The 18,907-nt window shown below is 41.2% G+C and carries 15 protein-coding genes; 10 read left to right on the top strand and 5 right to left on the bottom strand.

Going from position 1 to position 18,907, the window contains the following annotated elements; translation table 11 throughout:
- The first annotated feature begins 336 nt into the window (after positions 1–336).
- The 5 genes from B3E00_RS09560 (at position 337) to B3E00_RS09540 (ending at position 6,265) form a co-directional block, all read left to right on the top strand.
- The gene (locus B3E00_RS09560) at positions 337–1,728 is read left to right on the top strand and encodes an RtcB family protein (RefSeq protein ID WP_293938292.1); all 1,392 of its coding nucleotides are present in this window, start codon (positions 337–339) and stop codon (positions 1,726–1,728) included.
- 1 nt (position 1,729) lies between these two features.
- Positions 1,730–2,356 carry a peptide chain release factor H gene (prfH, locus tag B3E00_RS09555; RefSeq protein WP_293889077.1) on the top strand — a complete coding sequence of 209 codons (627 nt, stop codon included), beginning with the start codon at positions 1,730–1,732 and terminating at the stop codon, positions 2,354–2,356.
- Positions 2,357–2,653: 297 nt separating this feature from the next.
- The gene (gene prpB, locus B3E00_RS09550; protein WP_293889079.1) at positions 2,654–3,529 is read left to right on the top strand and encodes a methylisocitrate lyase; all 876 of its coding nucleotides are present in this window, start codon (positions 2,654–2,656) and stop codon (positions 3,527–3,529) included.
- 9 nt (positions 3,530–3,538) lie between these two features.
- Positions 3,539–4,690: a bifunctional 2-methylcitrate synthase/citrate synthase gene (prpC, locus tag B3E00_RS09545; RefSeq protein ID WP_209574347.1), complete on the top strand. Its 1,152-nt coding sequence runs from the start codon at positions 3,539–3,541 to the stop codon at positions 4,688–4,690.
- Between the two features lie 117 nt (positions 4,691–4,807).
- The gene (locus B3E00_RS09540) at positions 4,808–6,265 is read left to right on the top strand and encodes a bifunctional 2-methylcitrate dehydratase/aconitate hydratase (protein WP_293938290.1); all 1,458 of its coding nucleotides are present in this window, start codon (positions 4,808–4,810) and stop codon (positions 6,263–6,265) included.
- A 167-nt stretch (positions 6,266–6,432) separates the two neighbouring features.
- On the opposite strand, the gene B3E00_RS09535 is transcribed toward B3E00_RS09540, so the two are convergent.
- A complete protein-coding gene (locus tag B3E00_RS09535; RefSeq protein ID WP_293938288.1) occupies positions 6,433–8,547 on the bottom strand; it encodes a 3-hydroxyacyl-CoA dehydrogenase NAD-binding domain-containing protein in 2,115 nt (704 codons plus the stop codon).
- 32 nt (positions 8,548–8,579) lie between these two features.
- Complete coding sequence (locus B3E00_RS09530) at positions 8,580–9,755, bottom strand: acyl-CoA dehydrogenase family protein (RefSeq protein ID WP_293879191.1); 1,176 nt, start codon at positions 9,753–9,755, stop codon at positions 8,580–8,582.
- Positions 9,756–10,075: 320 nt separating this feature from the next.
- Here B3E00_RS09530 and B3E00_RS09525 point away from each other — a divergent pair, with 320 nt between their 5' ends.
- Positions 10,076–11,254 (top strand): thiolase family protein, encoded by a 1,179-nt coding sequence (locus tag B3E00_RS09525; RefSeq protein WP_293938287.1) that lies wholly within the window; start codon positions 10,076–10,078, stop codon positions 11,252–11,254.
- A 118-nt stretch (positions 11,255–11,372) separates the two neighbouring features.
- Here the strand turns inward: B3E00_RS09525 and B3E00_RS09520 are convergent, their stop codons facing one another.
- A complete protein-coding gene (locus B3E00_RS09520) occupies positions 11,373–11,591 on the bottom strand; it encodes a hypothetical protein (protein ID WP_209574336.1) in 219 nt (72 codons plus the stop codon).
- Between the two features lie 262 nt (positions 11,592–11,853).
- On the opposite strand from B3E00_RS09520, the gene B3E00_RS09515 reads away from it, so the two are divergent.
- The 3 genes from B3E00_RS09515 (at position 11,854) to B3E00_RS09505 (ending at position 15,745) form a co-directional block, all read left to right on the top strand.
- Entirely contained in the window at positions 11,854–12,588 is a 735-nt protein-coding gene (locus tag B3E00_RS09515; protein WP_209574333.1) for a histidine kinase, read from the top strand.
- Positions 12,578–13,300: a LytR/AlgR family response regulator transcription factor gene (locus tag B3E00_RS09510; RefSeq protein ID WP_209574330.1), complete on the top strand. Its 723-nt coding sequence runs from the start codon at positions 12,578–12,580 to the stop codon at positions 13,298–13,300. Before B3E00_RS09515 ends, B3E00_RS09510 begins: the two co-directional genes overlap by 11 nt.
- A 177-nt stretch (positions 13,301–13,477) precedes the next feature.
- Positions 13,478–15,745: a cation:proton antiporter gene (locus tag B3E00_RS09505; RefSeq protein ID WP_209574325.1), complete on the top strand. Its 2,268-nt coding sequence runs from the start codon at positions 13,478–13,480 to the stop codon at positions 15,743–15,745.
- 70 nt (positions 15,746–15,815) lie between these two features.
- Here the strand turns inward: B3E00_RS09505 and B3E00_RS09500 are convergent, their stop codons facing one another.
- A complete protein-coding gene (locus tag B3E00_RS09500; protein ID WP_209574322.1) occupies positions 15,816–16,940 on the bottom strand; it encodes a DEAD/DEAH box helicase in 1,125 nt (374 codons plus the stop codon).
- Positions 16,941–17,126: 186 nt separating this feature from the next.
- The gene (locus B3E00_RS09495; protein WP_046672944.1) at positions 17,127–17,318 is read right to left on the bottom strand and encodes a cold-shock protein; all 192 of its coding nucleotides are present in this window, start codon (positions 17,316–17,318) and stop codon (positions 17,127–17,129) included.
- Positions 17,319–17,623: 305 nt separating this feature from the next.
- Here B3E00_RS09495 and B3E00_RS09490 point away from each other — a divergent pair, with 305 nt between their 5' ends.
- Positions 17,624–18,907, top strand: coding sequence for a Gfo/Idh/MocA family protein (locus tag B3E00_RS09490; RefSeq protein ID WP_293879170.1), 1,284 nt, complete (start codon positions 17,624–17,626; stop codon positions 18,905–18,907).

The raw sequence follows: 18,907 nt of genomic DNA, 5'->3' as shown, positions 1-18,907 counted from the left end.
CCTGATAGATTCAATCCGCTAGGATGAATTGTCAAGTAGCTTAATTCTTTTGGAAAACCAATTTATACAAATCAAGAAGCCGAAGTTCATTCGGGCTTTTTTTATTTTCCGGATTTGATGTTCAATTAAACGAGCTAACCGCAATAGGCGATGATCGCTTTGTGTCTTTGTGCGTACACATCACAGGGATAGAAGCGATGTTGCGCGCGCCGCTGGAGGATAATTCGCAGAATTAAACGTTTTATATCCAAAATATGTTCCCGAATTTTTTCAACATGCTGTCAATTTGATTCGCAAGAACAGATTGACCGTTAACTGTTTATTTTTTTAATAAAAATGGGAAGTAAATTATCAGGGAAAGATCTAGTTAAAATAGGATTTCCTAAAAATAATGTAATTAATACAGCTTTAGGGCTGATCACAAGGTATCGTAAGAAAGAAGAAAAAACAACGATTCTTCTTGAACTTACGGAGCTGTTAGAAGCTCCAGAGCGGTTTATGGGGCATAAAATATGGGGCAAAGTATCTGAAGGGTTGGTTAAGCCCGTTGAGCTGCGCATGCAGGAACTGCATTCACATCCTGCTCCATTTAGCATATTTGGAGAGAATGAAATTGATGAGCAGGCCAAAAGGCAATTGTATGATGCTTTGAGATTACCAATTTCAAGACAAGGTGCATTGCTACCGGATGCACATACGGGTTACGGGCTTCCTATTGGAGGCGTGCTGGCTGTAGAAAATGCCGTAATACCATATGGCGTAGGTGTCGATATCGGTTGTCGGATGAGTCTGTCGCTATTCGATTTGCCGGGTAGTTATTTCAAAGGGAGAGAATTTCAACTTAGAAATATATTGAAGGAAAATACCAAATTTGGTTTAAATGAAACACATCGTGATAAACATGATCACGCTATTTTCAGCAGAGCTGAATTTCAGGACATTCCGATGCTCAAAGAGCTGTTAGGTAAAGCGTACAGACAGTTTGGGACTTCCGGCAGCGGTAATCATTTTGTCGAATTCGGTGTAGTTGAACTTCATACCGTGAGGGATGAATGGGGAATAAGTCCAGGGCAATATCTGGGAATCTTATCCCATAGTGGCTCTCGGGGACTGGGCGCGCATATCGCTAAACATTATACAGCTCTTGCGGCACAGCAATGTCCCTTACCGCGCCACGTGCAGCATTTGGCCTGGCTGGATTTAGCAAGCCAAGAGGGACAGGAATATTGGATGGCAATGAATTTGGCGGGAGAATATGCACAGGCCTGTCATGCAGATATTCATCGACGTCTGGCGAAAGCACTTGGGAGTAATCCCATCGTAACGATCGAAAACCATCACAATTTCGCCTGGAAGGAACTTGTGAATGGTGAAGAATGTATCGTTCACCGGAAGGGCGCAACGCCTGCTGGTGATCGTGTGCTGGGGATAATCCCTGGTTCTATGACAGCGCCAGGATTTATTGTGGAGGGGAAGGGAAACCCACTAAGTTTACAGTCTGCTTCACATGGAGCTGGGCGTGTTATGTCGAGGTCAGCCTGTAAAAACAGTCTGACAAAAAGCGACATGATGAAAGATCTGGAAACCCATGGGGTGCATTTAATTGGTGGGGCATTGGATGAATCACCGCGAGCTTACAAAGATATTGATCGGGTCATGAACTTACAGCAAGAACTGGTTAGTGTTCTCGGTACATTCAGTCCGAAGATCGTTCGTATGGATAAATAATATGATGGAGGAAAAGTACTTGCAAGTTACCTCAGGACGAGGTCCTAAGGAATGTAATTTGGCGGTTAGGCTAGTCGCTAGCCGCATCACTCTTGAAGCGCGTAAAGTTGGGGCAATAGCCGAAGAATTAGAAACAGAAGAAATTGATGGACTTCCCTGTTCTTCGACCTTCCGGCTGAGGGGAAATGATCTGGACCAATTGTTGGATAAATGGATTGGTACAGTCTGTTGGGTCTGTAAAAGTCCCTTTCGTCCTTTGCATAAACGCAAAAATTGGTTTGTGGAAGTAAAACCCTATTCTCCGGTAGCAAAGGAAGATGTACTGCATTTGAAAGATGTCTATTTTCAGGCAATGCGTAGCAGCGGAGCAGGAGGCCAACATGTTAATAAGGTCAGTTCAGCAGTCAGAGCAACGCATGTTCCTAGCGGTATCAGTGTACAGGTGATGGATACGAGGTCGCAGTTGCAGAATAAAGAGATTGCACTGCTGCGATTAGCGGAGCGTTTGAGGGAATTGGGCCGTGAGGAGTTAAATGTGGCCAATGAGCAAAAATGGAAAAATCAAATCGAAGTGAAGAGGGGGCAGGCAAAGCGGGTTTTTCATGGTCCTAATTTTATCGAAAAATAGTTTTTTTTGTGCATTTATAAACAAAGCAATGATCCATGTGGTCATTCGGATTTAGATAGAAGCCTTGAACCTAAGTTCAGGGCTTCTTAAATTAGGTGAAGTGCTTTTTTGTTTATAGCCGTATTTTCTTCTGTAAATAACCTTGCGTTTAGAAATTAATTTGTTTTATTGGTGTGTTAATTTGTATCTTTAGGAAGAACGCTCTAAAGAAGAGTGTTTAGACTACGTAAACTAAATTAGTCGCTGTTGCCTGTATCTAAAGGTAATTGCAGGGCTTGGAATTTCAAATTCTATATTATGATAAAATCCCCAGGTTTCCTCTTTAGGGAAGCGATTAAGAACGAAAAACCATTGCAAATTGTTGGAGCTATTAATGCTAATCATGCTCTTTTGGCTGATCAGGCCGGTTTTAAGGCAATTTATCTTTCTGGCGGTGGTGTTGCTGCCGGTTCATTAGGAATTCCAGACCTTGGCATTACCACACTACACGATGTTTTGATTGATGTAGATCGCATTACAAATGTATGTCATCTCCCTTTGATGGTGGATATTGATACCGGCTTTGGTCCGTCGGCCTTTAATGTTGCCCGAACGATAAAGTCGTTAATTAAGGTGGGTGCAGCAGCAATACATATGGAGGATCAGGTGGGAGCTAAACGTTGTGGACACCGGCCGGGTAAAGAACTGGTCTCTTCCTCTGAAATGGTCGACCGCCTAAAAGCGGCAGTGGATGCGCGAACGGATGAACATTTTGTCATTGGTGCACGCACAGATGCACTCGCTTCGGAAGGTATTGAATTGGCTCTGGAACGAGCTGTCGCATATAAAGAGGCTGGAGCAGACTTTATCTTTGCTGAAGCAGTACACCATTTGGACCAATACGTCCAATTTAGTGCCGCGACTGGCCTCCCTATTTTGGCGAATATCACCGAATTTGGACAGACACCGTTGTTTAATCTGGATGAACTGCGTCAGGCGGACGTTTCTATTGTTCTTTATCCACTTTCTGCTTTCCGTGCGGCTAACAAAGCGGCTACGGAGGTTTATCGTCACATTCGGCGAGATGGCGGACAGGCTAATATGATCGAGCACATGCAGACGAGAGAAGAGTTATACAGAAGTATCGATTATTATGCCTATGAAAATCGATTGGATCAATTGTTTAATAAATAATTTTATCAGATGGAAGAGACAAACGGTACGGGTTTTAAGCCTAAAAAAAGTGTAGCACTCTCTGGTGTACCGGCAGGTAATACCGCTTTGAGTACTGTCGGAAAAAGTGGTAATGATTTGCATTATAGGGGGTATGATATCTTGGAGTTGGCGCATCAAGCCAGTTTTGAGGAGGTGGCCTACCTGCTTGTTTATGGGAGCTTACCAACTCAGGCGCAATTAAGCAGTTATCAAAGTCAGATCTTAAGTCAGCGTGGGTTGCCGATTACTGTTCAGCACGTACTGAAGCAATTGCCATCCACTGCTCATGCCATGGACGTCTTGCGAACCTATGTATCTTTTTTTGGAAGTGTTTCACCCGAAAAAGAAAGCCATCCCATTGCTGGGGCTCGGGATATTGCAACTCGCCTGATGGCGTCAATGGCTTCAGCGCTGTTGTACTGGTACCATTTCAGTCAGCATGGCCGTGAAATTGAGGTTGAGACAGCCGATGCAACTTTAGGTGGCCATTTTCTGCATCTGCTACATGGAAAGGTACCCGCCGCTTCTTGGGTAAGAGCTATGCAAATTTCACTCAATTTATATGCAGAACATGAGTTTAATGCATCTACATTTACAGCGCGGGTCATTGCTGGGACAGGTTCTGATATGTATTCCTGTATAGCTGGTGCGATAGGTGCGTTACGCGGACCTAAGCATGGCGGGGCCAATGAGGTCGCTTTTGAAATACAGAGCCGTTATGCAAATGCTGATGAGGCGGAAGTGGATATCCGGAGACGATTGGCTAATAAGGAAGTTATTATTGGGTTTGGTCATCCTGTATATACCATCTCTGACCCAAGAAATGAAGTGATAAAACAAGTGGCAAGGGAGCTTTCGGAGGAAGCTGGAAACATGACACTCTATCTGATCGCAGAGCGATTGGAAAAAGTCATGTGGGAAGAAAAGAAAATGTTCCCTAATCTAGATTGGTACTCGGCAGTGTCCTATCATATCATGGGCATTCCGACAGAAATGTTTACTCCTTTATTTGTCCTCTCACGTATTACCGGATGGTCTGCGCATGTTTTCGAACAGCGTCAGGATGGAAAAATTATCCGGCCAAGTGCACATTACACTGGTCCCGACAATAGAGCTTTTGTGCCTATTTCTGAACGGTAAATAGGACTGGGGGCAAGAAGCCAAACCTCTTTGTTAGCATATAGCTATTAGGAAAATTAGGCGTAAGAGCGGATTTTAATCAATAAATAAAACGACAGTCTTATACAACATACACGAATGGGCTCAGCAATATCAAATGAAAGACCACAGCCAGATCAGGTTTTAGTGGACATTGTGGACTATGTTCTACACGATCAAATTGGAGGGAAAGTCGCTTGGAATGCGGCTTTCTATTGTTTTCTCGACACAGTTGGTTGCGGCTTGGAAGCACTAACATATCCCGCCTGTACCAAACTCTTAGGGCCTGTTGTTGCCGGTACCATTGTGCCAAACGGCGCACGGGTACCAGGTACAAATTTTCAATTGGATCCGATACAGGCGGCGTTCAATATCGGCACGATTATTCGATGGCTAGATTTTAATGATACCTGGCTGGCTGCGGAGTGGGGACATCCATCAGATAATTTGGGGGGTATTTTAGCAGTGGCAGATTGGTTGAGTCGAATCAATATAGCTAACGGTCAAAAGCCGTTAAAGACTAAAGCGGTGCTGGAAGCAATGATTATGGCCCATGAGATACAAGGTGTTTTAGCACTTGAAAACTCTTTTAATAAGGTGGGGATAGACCATGTTATTTTGGTGAAGGTGGCTTCAACAGCTGTTGTAGGTAAGCTTCTCGGTCTAACAAGAGAAGAACTTCTCAATGCGGTTTCGTTGGCTTTTGTTGACGGGCAAGCATTACGCACGTATCGACACGCACCAAATACAGGTAGCCGAAAATCCTGGGCTGCCGGAGATGCTACTTCGCGTGCTGTTCGGCTCGCGTTGATCGCAAAAACTGGAGAAATGGGCTACCCCTCTGTTTTGACTGCGCCAACATGGGGATTTTATGATGTATCTTTTCGAGGGAATCCATTTAAATTTCAACGGGAATATGGATCTTATGTAATGGAAAATATTCTTTTTAAAATCTCTTTTCCGGCCGAATTCCATGCGCAGACTGCAGCTGAAGCTGCTATGCAACTTTATCAGCAACTGAAAGAATTTGGAAAGAGCAGTGCGGATATCGCTCGTGTAACCATCCGCACACATGAAGCCGCTATTCGTATTATTGATAAAAAGGGGCCTTTACACAATCCTGCAGATCGGGATCACTGTATTCAATACATGGTGGCGATTCCGTTGATATTTGGCCGGTTGACAGCTGACGACTATGAAAATCATATTGCTTCTGATCCGAGAATCGATACGCTTCGCGATAAAATTTCCTGTGTTGAAGATGCGCAGTTCACTGCTGACTATCACGATCCTCAAAAACGTGCAATATCAAACGGTTTGACAATTGAATTGATTGACGGTACAATATTGCCTGAATTAGTGGTTGAATATCCGATAGGTCATCCCAGGCGTAGGGCAGAAGGTATTCCTAAGTTAACTGAAAAATACAAAACAAATCTTGCTCGTGTATTTTCGGAAAAGCAACAGCAAACCATTCTTGCTGCAACTTTGGACTACGATACATTCCTTGAGCAGGATGTTTCGCATCTCATGGATTTGTTTGTCCGCCAATGGTAGCGAAGTAGGGCGGCATTCAATGTCGCCCTACTTTTTTTATTACCTCGCTACATCACTAAATCACTACGCTGTTTTAAGATTGTAATAGGTATACTGTACCTCTTCGTATTTTTATAATCAGCTATTAGATTCGCATCGGAGCATGCAGCAGCAGTCTCAAATTCAAGTTAGCTGATACAGGGCCAGTTTGACTCGAAGCCATGATAAAATCTGAAATTCTTGTTCGCCAGTTTTTTTAAAGATTCGGGGATGTCCCATTGATCGCCAAGGGACTGAAATACCTGACATTCGGCCACGAAAACCGGAAGCGTTGTGCGGTCGATGTGGCTAAAAACTCCACCGGTATAAGAGGCATAACCTACGCCTAAAATAGCGCCGATGTCACCGTCGATGGGCTGATCGAGTATGCCTTCTTCGAGGCATCGATAACTATCTAATGCCATGACATGCAACAAACGTTTATGAATTGTCGTAGGCTTTACATTTTCCTTTAAAGATGAAATTTTGGGATTCTTCCAAATCGTTTTGTTTTCACTTGGGTAATCGTAGAATCCTGCTCCCCATTTTTTTCCTTTTCTTCCCTGTTCAACTAGCGATTTCAGGTAGTTATATGCGCGCTTCTGGCTGGCGTGCAGTCGAGGTAATTGATCGTAAACATGTAACATCAGTTCCAGGGAAATTTCGTCCAATACTGCCAAGGGCCCCACTGCAAATCCTGTTGCCGCCGCCTCTTGTTCGATCAACTCCGGTGAGATACCCTCCAGGACCATGGTAATACCTTCGAGTAAATAGTTGAAGAATACGCGCGAAGTGAAGAAGCCAGGACCATCATGTACGACTATCGGAACTTTATTTAGGCGTGAAGCTGTAATAAGTGCTTTCTCTAAAGTTTTTTGTGCGGTTTGTTTACCGCAAATGATTTCGACAAGGGGCATGCGATCTACCGGAGAAAAAAAATGCATACCTATAAAATTTTCGGGATTGTTGGATGCTTTTGCAAGCTCGGTAATGGGCAATGATGTGGTATTTGTGGCGAAGAACCCATCTTGGTGTAAATAAGGTAAGCTTTGTCGTGTTACTTGTGCTTTAAGGTGGAAATCTTCAAATACCGCTTCAATAACGCAATCAGATCCGTCAAGATCTGCCATTTGATCGGTGGGTTTGATACGAGCAAGTAATTGGTGTTGTTGTGAGGAGGTGATGCCACCGAAAGAGAATAGTTTTTTGCATATCCGATTGGAATAGGCTTTGCCCTGTTCAGCTTGGTTGAGTGTAACATCTTTTAAAACGACCTCAATTCCCGCTCGCGCAGCTTCATAAGCTATACCAGATCCCATCATACCGGCGCCCAATATGCCGATTTTTTTTAGGTTGTAGTCGTTACCATGTGTGATCTTCGTGGATGATTTTGCTGATTTTACGCCGTAATGCAGTGTGCGGACCATACTCAATGTCTCGGGAAGGCTGAAGGTTTCCAGGTATAACTGTGCTTCCTTCTCGGCGATTTCAAGAGGGCTGGATGAAGAGTTTGCTGTTAATAACTCAATAACAGCATTTATGCCGGGATATAAACCGCGTGCCTTTTTTTGAATATTGAAGACTGCATCGGCTGTTATTTTGTCGGTATGCCGACTCTCTTGTTTATCAAAACATTGAGGTGTATGGCGGATCGAGGTTTTGGCTAAATATAGGCAGTCATCGGAGTGATACGCTAATTCGTCTACCAATCCCAGGTTGTGGGCTTCCTCACTATTCCAAAGTTTGCCTTGTGTCAGCAAGCGGAGCGCATCGTTGGCACCGATCAATGGTGGTAAGTAGACGGTTGTACCAAAAGCTGTAAACAGCCCGTATTGAGCTTCGGGGAAGCCTAATTCTATTTGTGTTGGTGCAATTCGATAGCTAGACCACAACATACTTGCTAGTGCTATGCCTGAACAATTACCAGTAAAAATGGAAACAATAGGTATATTAAACGTTTTCCAACGCAATACCTTTGATAGAAGCGTGTATAAGTTTGAAGAAGTTGCACGGCTCAGTGAAAATTGCTCAAATAACTGAATATATTCGATTTTTTCATCTTGAATAGGGCAAGTATACACAACGCCTTTGATTTCTTTCGTTTCGAGAACAAGCGTGACCAGGTCAACAAATTGCGTGAGATAACCCACAATATCCAGCGGCTCGGCTATTGCCGTTGAGATGGGGCTTATTGTAATGATATGATGATCGTCCTGTTCTACCCAAAAGAGGGGATGTGTCCTATAAGATTCGTTTTCCTGCATAATACTTGGCAATAGGTGTTGCGTTACTTCGATTATTGATTGGAACTTTTGGATGGATAGGTTACATGATCTATCGTCATTTTGGAGATGATTTCGAGCATGATTTCTGATGTGCCGCCAATAATAGTTCCTACACGCACATCGCGATATAACCGGGCGATTTTATAATCTTCTGTAAATCCATAGCCACCAAATAATTGGAGACATTGATTTACAACGTTCAGCGCAAGCTCACTCGCTTGTAGTTTAGCGATGGAGCATTCCTTCACGGCATATTCCTGCTGATTTTGTAGGTCGCAACAATAGTAAATAAAAGCCTTCGTCGTAGCTATATTCGCTTTCATCTGCGCGAGGCGATGCCGGATGGTTTGAAATTCCTGAATTTTCTTGCCGAAGGCTTCACGTTGTGCTACATAGTCAAGTGTATACTGAAATGCAGATTCCGCGGTAGCAAGACTATGGATAGCTGCAGTTAGTCGTTCCAATTGGAGCCCATCCATTAAGTAGCGGAATCCTTCTCCTTCTTTACCAATGAGGTGCGAAATAGGGACCCGAACGTTGTTAAATCCTAATTCAGCTGTATCAGAGGCATGCCAGCCTAGTTTTTTGATTTTGCTTGACGAAACGCCAGTTGCATTTCGATCCATAAGTAGCAAGCTGATACCCTTTGTACCCTGTTCAGGAGATGTCTTGACAGCTGTAATAAAGAAATCACCATAATACCCATTAGTGATAAAAGTTTTAGACCCGTTGACAATATAAAAATCTCCATCGCGTACGGCTGTTGTCTTGATTTGCTTTACATCAGAACCGGCTCCGGGTTCCGTTATAGCCACAGCACTGACCATATCACCTGCAATAACGGGCTGAAGATAACGTGCTTTTAGATCCTCTGAACCATATTTGAGTAAGTAAGGAGCGGACATAAACTGAATAACAAGTGCGGAAATAGTAAATCCTCCAGAAAAGCAAGATGATAATTCTTCACAAAGGATCAAGGAATAATAGAAATCCAGGTCTACTCCGCCGTAAGCTTCTGGCATATTTAGTCCCATAAGTCCCATATCACCCATTTTTTTCCAAATATTCCGATCTATTTCACCTCTATTTTCCCAGTCGTCGATGTAAGGTGTAATTTCTTTTTGAATAAATGCGCGAAGTGTATCGCGAAAAATATGATGTTCGGCTGTGAACCTGACTGTCTGCATAATCGTTTATTTTCCTTATTGGTTATTTTTGAAATACGAGCGCGTTTACGTATCTGCTCTTTCGGGATATTACCTATACTAATTTAATTAAAAGCTTTGGCTTTTTACAAATATTTATTCTTTATTTTTCGTTCAATTGTTTAAGTAGGGAAGTTTTTCAAATGTTTTTTTGCTATTTATTCTGTTTTAATGTGTAAAAATAAAACGGCGTTGTTGTGCTGTATCTGTTAAATTTTTTATCTTTAAACATCAGGAAGGTGGCCGGGTTATCATCAGGAAAGCCATCTGATTTTAGCAAAACAATTATAAACTTTTATAAGATGTCAAAAAGAGTATTTATCGTTGCTGCGAAACGTACGCCAATTGGAAGTTTTGGTGGTGCATTATCGACCCTATCGGCACCAGAGCTTGCAGCTCACGCTGTTCGTTCTGTTGTTAAAGAAGCAGGTGTTGCTAGCGATTTGGTTGAGGAAATCATTATGGGTTCAGTTTTGCAAGCAGACTTGGGGCAAGCGCCGGCGAGGCAGGTGGCCAAGTTTGCTGGTCTTTCGGATCATACGGTTGCAACAACCATTAATAAGGTCTGTGCGAGCGGTATGAAAGCAATAGCCGTCGCTGCGCAGGCTATTTTTTTAGGCGACGCCGATATTATAATTGCGGGTGGGATGGAGAGTATGAGTAGAGTGCCTTATTATGCTAATTCCATGCGTTGGGGTGCTAAGTTTGGTACGCAGCGTCTAAATGATGGTTTACAGCGTGACGGCTTGAGTGACGCCTATTCAAATGAAGCTATGGGGTGCTTCGCCGAGCTATGTGCCGAAAAATATCACATAAGTCGTGAAGAGCAGGATAGTTATGCCATTCGCTCTTATAAACGCAGTCTCGATGCTTGGCAGAAAGATAAGTTTTTAAAGGAGGTTCAATCTGTAACAATACAAGGTCGTAAAGGGGACACGGTAGTTTCGGAGGACGAAGAATTTTCCCAGGTCAATTTTGACAAAATACCCGAACTTAAACCAGCCTTCAAGAAGGAGGGGACTGTAACTGCAGCAAACGCATCGACCATCAGTGACGGAGCGGCGGCTGTCCTTTTGGTTTCTGGCGAAAAAATGGAAGAACTTAGACTTCATCCAATTGCAGAAATTGTCGCTTATGCTGATGCGGAACAGGCTCCAGAATGGTTTACAACGGCCCCAAGCGTTGCTACCGAGAAAGTGCTGAAAAAAGCTGGATTGACACTCCAAGATATTGATTACTTTGAATTTAATGAAGCCTTTTCTGTTGTGGCGTTGGTAAATGCACAAATTTTGGGTTTGCCAATGGACAAAGTCAACGTGTATGGAGGAGCTGTCTCTTTAGGTCATCCATTAGGTTGTTCGGGAGCAAGAATCGTGGTTACATTAAATAGTATTTTAAGACAAGAGGGAGGCTCATTGGGGCTTGCGGCAATCTGTAATGGTGGCGGTGGCGCATCTGCCATGATAATCAGAAGAACTTAATTCTTCTTCCAGATCAGATTATTGTACTTACCTGGAAGAAGCTCTATTCATTTATTCTATTGTTGATCATTCATAGCTTCCAAGAGAATTGTTCTATTGGTGACAGCATAGATTGATTCTACTCTTCATATAAGCGGTTTGCCTCGACTCCGTGAAGGGCTAGTTCCGATTCGATTTCCGTAGGGTTGAGTCGGATACCTTCTATGGTTAATAGATTATAAATAGAATCCAAGTCGATTTTCCATTCGTGGATGCCATTCAATTTTTCAATAGCGTCTTTGATTTTGTCTACAAGACTGGGATGTTGAGCATTAGTTTCGAAAATGAGCTTTTCCATAGTGTTCCATATTAGGCCCGATAAAAAATCAGGCGTGTTTAACCAAAATAGTATAGACAATCATTTGATCGGCTAATTACGATAGTATCAATATACGCATAATAATGTTAAATTAATGGTCTAAAATGATTAAATTGTAATGAAGCTGTTAATTTTTGTAATAAATATGAGAATAGAAGGGCTGTATTTCGATACTTGAATGCATGATTTTTTGATACACTATTTTTATGGGTACTGAAATTTTGGTAAGTTTGGATTTATCATGACTATTGAAATCTCTTATATCATCATCTTATCACTGCTCGCTATTGTTGTAGTACTATGGATCTTATATTTTGTTTTGAGAAAGAAATATAGGAAGTTGCTGCTAGAGAACACGCGCCAAAAGGAGCTTTTTAATCGCATGGATAACCAAAAAATCGAGCATTTTCACCGCGCACAGTTAAATCCTCATTTGCTAAAAAATTCGTTGAACGGAATGCTCTCTCATGCTTATCAGACCTATTATACCATGGACAAATTGGCTATGGTATTGGATTATGTATTGTATGAGAGCGAAGATGAACTCGTTTCACCTAAAGCCGAGATTGAATTTGCGCGCAATCTCATTGAGATTAACAAAGTAAAACTGAGCCCGTTATTTGATATACGTGTTAGGTTTGACATTGATGAGGTAAATAGTTCGATGTTGAATACACCGTCGTTGATTCCTTTGGTGTCTGTTGATTTAATTGAAAATGCGTTTAAGCATGCTGATTTTCACGGTTCTGATTCTTTTATTTCCATCGTATTAACATTTAGGAATGGTTGGCTGGACCTTATGGTGAGCAATAGAATATCAAAACGGTCTCCCTTGCAAAAGTCAAAAAGTGGAATAGGTAGCAAAACTTTGGAGGAGCGTCTGATGTTGTATTATCCGGGTAGGCATCAGTTGCGCAGATTTGTAGAAAATGATGTGTATAATGCCCACCTTCAAATCAGATTATATGCAGAGTGAAAGAAACCTAAAATGTATTCTTTTGGATGATGAAATACCAAGTTTGAGATTTTTGAAAATGCTCTGTGAGCAAATTCCTGGTTTGGAGGTCGTCAAAACTTTTAATGATCCGGCGGTACTATTGAGAGAATACGGTACGCTAAGTTTTGATTTTTGTATTCTGGATATTGAAATGCCAGAATTTAATGGATTCGATGTCGCCAGAGCACTGAAAGACTTTCCAATTGTTTTTTCTACCGCATATAAACAATATGCAAGTGATGCATATGATATCAACGCAGTAGATTACATGCGTAAACCAATATCATTGCAACGTCTTCAGCAAGCTATTACGAAGGTGGCGCAAATAATCAATAATCAGCCTGAAATTATGCTTTTTGGCCAGTTCAACACGAATAAAGGAAAAACGATTTTGTATTTCGATCAGATCAACTATGTTCAGATTGCTGAGGTGGACAGCCGAGATAAAAAAGTCCATTTGGCTGATGGTTCGTCCATTTTATTGAAAAATATAAGTTTTGATAAGTTGCTGGAGATTTTGCCTGTGCAGGACTTTATACGTATCAATAAAAAAGAGGTGATTGCAACCAAGATCGTTAAATTTTTCTCTGCTGATGAAATTACAAGCAACCTGTTGGATCCACAAGCTATGCCCATTATTTTCAATTTAGGCGAATCGTACAAGAAAATGTTTTTCGAGAAATTCAGCTGATTACAAAATTCTGTTGTTTCATTACATATTTCTTCAAACTGCCCTAGCGAAAAGCATTAAAACTCTTAGAGAATTATATTTTTGTTGTGACCGCATTTACAAAACCCCATGTTGATGTCTATCTCCCCGGGACTTAGTATGCCGTTATTAGGACATTTATTTCAATTGCTATAGAAGATGAGAAAATATAGAAACACGATTTTCTATGTGGTTTTGATCGGTACATTACTCGCCGTAATGTATTGGGTGATTCGTTTGGGAACACAGCTAGAAGCTCCAGAGCTTCTTCGGGGAGAAAAAACAAATAATGGTGCTTGGGAGGATTTTATATCTACCTTATTCGATAGTCTGCAGCATCCATTAGCGATATTGTTGGCTCAAATTGTAACGATTATTATCGCGGCGCGTATCATGGGCTGGATTTGTATTAAGATTAAACAGCCCGTCGTTATAGGCGAGATGCTCGCAGGGATTATATTGGGGCCTTCGTTATTGGGTGTTTATTTTCCAGGATTCTCCCATACGCTCTTTCCAATAGAATCGTTGAGTAATTTGCAGTTTTTAAGTCAAATCGGACTGATCTTATTTATGTTTATCATTGGTATGGAGTTAGATTTGAATGTGCTACGGAATAAAGCGCACGACGCTGTGGTCATTTCTCATGCAAGCATTGTGATTCCATTTACCTTGGGAATCTCATTGGCCTATTTTTTATACCTGTTCCATCCACCTAAAAATGTAGAATTTTTATCCTATAGCTTGTTTATTGGTATTTCAATGAGTATCACCGCATTTCCTGTTCTTGCTCGAATTATACAAGAGAGGGGGTTGCAGAAAAGCAAGTTAGGTGCAATGGCGATTACCTGCGCTGCGGCAGATGATATTACAGCTTGGTGTATTTTGGCTGTGGTAATTGCCATTGTAAAGGCAGGTGATTTTGCCAGTGCTTTGTATTTAATCGGCTTGGCTATTGGTTATGTGTTCGTTATGATCAAAATCATTAGACCATTTTTAAAGCGCGTAGGGGAGGTGAAGGGAAGTAAAGAAGCTTTAAGTAAACCTGTTGTAGCGATTTTCTTTATCGTGTTGTTGTTATCTTCTTATGCGACCGAAGTGATCGGTATCCACGCACTTTTTGGCGCATTCATGGCGGGTGCGATTATGCCTGAAGGAAGTCGATTTCGAACAGCATTTATTGAAAAAATCGAAGATGTAGCGACCTTGTTGTTGCTACCATTATTCTTCGTCTATACAGGGCTGCGGACGCAGATTGGTTTGCTTAATGACCCTCATTTGTGGATAATCACCGTTGGTATTATTTTGGTAGCGGTGATTGGTAAATTTATGGGTAGTACATTAGCGGCACGTTTTGTCGGTCAAAGTTGGAAAGATAGCCTAAGTATTGGTGCATTAATGAACACGCGGGGTCTGATGGAGCTTATTGTACTCAACATTGGATATGATCTTGGCGTATTAAGTGCAGAATTATTTTCGATGATGGTTGTTATGGCCTTAGTAACCACTTTTATGACAGGACCATCCTTAGATCTTATCAATTTTCTTTATCGACCCCGAAAAACGCTCATGCGGGAAGATCTGCAGGATAAATCAAAATTTAAGATTCTATTGTCTTTTGCAAAAAGTAATACTGGGATTTCACTTTTATATCTGGCTAATGCTTTAACATTGAAATCAAAAAAAAATGCTGAAATTACGGCGCTGCATATTGAACCTTCCAATGAGTTACATCACTATGAAGTGGAAACCCAAGAGTTAGATAGTTTTCGTGAAATAAAGCAGGTTGCTCAGCAACTTGATCAACCGATTAAGACCGTATTTAAGATTTCGAGTGATATTGATAGTGGAATTGTTCAGACGTCCAACGAAGGCGATCATGATCTGCTCCTCTTGGGTGTAAGCGAATCTATTTATGAGGGTAGTTTATTGGGAAGGTTTTTAGACTTTACGACACGAATTATAAACCCCGAGAAGTTATTCCATACAGTTACAAATGCCGAATCACCCTTTACAACATTTGACAGAAATCAACAGATCAATGCCAAAGTGAGTGCCATGGTGGGCGTTTTGATTGACAAAAACTTTGTGAAAGCAAGGCGAGTGACCGTTCCCATTGTCTTGGAGAACGATGAATTTCTCTACGAAATGATACAGCGCTTTATCCATCATTCAGATGCTCAAGTTATTGTTTGGGACGTAAATCAAGTCTTGAGAACCAATGCGGGTTTTAAAGAGAAACTTCGGCAATTGGAACAACTTGTACCAAATCATCTGACTATAACTGAAAAAGCGTTAGACAGTGATACCTGGCAGGAGCAGGATCTCATGTTGATCAGCTTGCCCAGCTGGAACAAGATTATCAATAAGAAAGTACATTGGCTTTCTGCTACACCGTCAACGTTGTTGATGGCTGATCGTAAGCCCTAAAAAAGTACCATTAAACAAAAAGCCCTTAATGCATTTGATTTAAGGGCTTTTTGTTTAAGGCTATGAATGCTTATTTACTTGTTTTTTCTATTTTGATCTTTAATCCGATCAGTTTTTCAATATCAGCCAGATAAGGTCTTTCTTCCACATCACAGAAAGAGATTGCTTTTCCTTCGAGTCCGGCCCTTCCTGTTCTTCCGATGCGATGAACATAGGTTTCAGGTACATTCGGGAGATCATAATTGATAACGAGGGGAAGTTGTTCGATATCGATTCCTCTTGCAGCAATATCGGTGGCAATTAATATTTTTAGATGATTGTCTTTAAATTCACCCAGTGCCTTTTGTCTGGCATTTTGAGATTTATTTCCGTGAATGGCTGCTGCTCTCAAACCATTTTTCGCAAGTAGCTTAACAATTTTGTCGGCTCCGTGTTTTGTTCTGGAGAATACGATCGTACGTTCCTGTTTAAGTTTTTTTAATAGGACCGTTAGCAATTTGATTTTATCCTTCTTTTCAACGAAAAATACCGATTGATTTACTTTTTCGGCTGTGGAGCTTACCGGAGTAACGTCAACTTCCAAAGGTTTATTCAATATTCCATGGGCAAACTTACGGATGTTGGGAGGCATTGTTGCCGAGAAAAATAGTGTTTGTCTCTTTGACGGAATCTTAGCTAGGATCTTTTTTATATCATGTATAAAGCCCATGTCCAGCATGTTGTCGGCTTCGTCCAATATGAGCATTTCGATCTTATCTAGAAAAACGATCTTTTGGTTTATTAGATCCAGTAAGCGCCCCGGGGTAGCCACCAGGATATCAACGCCCTTTTTTATTTCTTTGACCTGTTTTTCTTGGCTTACTCCGCCGAAAATAGTGCAATAGTTTAATTTTAGATATTTTCGATATAAATTTATATTATCTCCGATTTGAATAGCCAGTTCACGTGTTGGCGTAAGAATCAGTGCCCTAATCGGAACGAATTTACCTGATGTCTTGGTTTCTTCAAGGCGTTGTAAAAGGGGGAGTGCAAAAGCGGCAGTTTTCCCTGTGCCCGTTTGTGCACACCCAATCAGATCGTTTCCTTTCAGTACAATTGGAATCGCCTTTTGTTGAATTGCTGTGGGATGTGTATAGCCTGTTTCTGTTATTGCTTTTAAAAGCGGATCAATTAAACTGAGTTGTTTAAATTCCATGCGTAGTATGTTCGAATTTGTCTTAAATAAAACCTTTTCAAATCATTGTATGCTTTTTATTTGAATGCCAAAAGTCTTCAACGAAAAAGTATAAGATTAATGAAAGTTGTAAAGGAAGAATAGGAAAAAGAAATGGGATAAGTCATCATGAATTACCCCATTTAACAAGAAAGTGTATTTTTTGGATTACGCCAATTTTACATTTGTAGCGCTGATCCCCTTTGGAGTTCTTTCTACATCATAAGTAACAACGTCGCCTTCAGATACTTGGTTTTTAAGCGCAGAAACGTGTACGAAAACATCTGCACTACCATCCTCTGGTGTAATAAAACCAAAACCTTTAGTTTCATTGAAAAATTTAATTTTACCTGTATTCATTATTTTTAATTAAGTGCGGCAAGTTAGGTATAAAAAACCATTAATCGCTCATTTTTTTTGATGAATTACAAAATGTGTTGTTAAGTTGACTAATTTTCATCGTCTATGTAAACTTTCGTTAGGTTTGTATATATATATTTTACAATGCGTATTGCAGGCACCTAAATTCATTTTTGTAATTTCATCGAAGCAATTTGCTTTTTATAAAAAAGGGAGCATTTCTCAATAAGGTATTCATCGGGGCGTATGTATTCATATCGATCACCTCGGCAATGCGCAAATAACAATTTTTAAACCATTATCTAATGAATAGAAAAGATTTTATTAAATCGTCTACTGTTTTGGCTGCATCATCGTTTTTCTTAAATGTCCAAGGTTCCAGTTTATTAGATCAGTCTATTCGAGTTGGACTGATTGGTGTAAATGGCATGGGCTGGTCAGATTTGAATTCATTATTAAAGAATGACGGGATTGTGTGTACGGCTCTTTGTGACGTAGATGATAATATTCTTAAAAAGAGAGCGGAAGAGCTGCGGAAAAGAAACATACACGTCGAAACTTTTGTGGATTATAAAAAGATGCTCCAGAGCTCACGTGTGGATGCAGTGATCATTGCAACGCCGGACCATTGGCATTGCCTGCAAATGGTAGATGCTGTCAATGCAGGAAAGCATGTGTATGTAGAGAAGCCCATTGGCAACTCTATTCTTGAATGTCAATTAATGGTTCAGGCTGCGAAAAAAAATAAGGCTATTGTTCAGGTTGGCCAATGGCAAAGAAGTCAGCAACATTTTCAAGACGCTATTGATTTTGTTCATTCTGGAAAATTGGGCAAAATAAGATTAGTAAAGGCTTGGTCCTACCAAGGGTGGAAAAGTGCCATTCCCGTTGTACCTGACGAACCCGTTCCGGCAGGTGTTCATTATACGGAATGGCTTGGACCCGCGCAAAAAAGGCCATTTAATCTGAATCGATTTCATTTTAATTTTCGATGGTTTTGGGACTATGCGGGTGGCTTGATGACCGATTGGGGGGTCCATATGCTGGACTATGCTTTACTCGGCATGAACGTTTCCGATCCAAAGTCTATTATGGCCTCAGGAGGCAAATTTGCTTTTCCGGATGACGCTGGACAAACGCCGGATACAATGACGGCCGTGTACGAGTTTGAGGGTTTTAATATTCAATGGGAGCATGCCAAAGGAATTGATCTTGGTCCATATAACCGTAACCACGGTGTCGCATTTATTGGTAACAATGGTACGCTGGTTTTAAACCGGTCTGGATGGGAGGTGATTCCAGAAAAGGGGCGGATGGAAGCGGTCGCTATGCAACCTTCTTTAGACGATGGACTAGATAAGCACATGGAAAATTTTGTGGCCGCCATTCGTCAACGTAATCCGCTATTACTTCATGCACCAATCGAAGTTGGCGCCCATATCGCCATCTTTTCTCATCTAGGAAATATAGCATTCAGGACAGGTCAAAAGCTCTATTGGAATAAAGAACAACAGAATTTTACGGATCAAAAGGCGAATGCGTACTTAGCATCGGTTTATCATAACGGATATAAATATCCAAAGGTATAA

The organism is Sphingobacterium sp. UBA5996, assembly GCF_002429765.1.
Lineage (GTDB): Bacteria > Bacteroidota > Bacteroidia > Sphingobacteriales > Sphingobacteriaceae > Sphingobacterium.
Note: the sequence above shows the minus strand (reverse complement) of the source record. Positions and strands in the feature narration are given on the sequence as shown.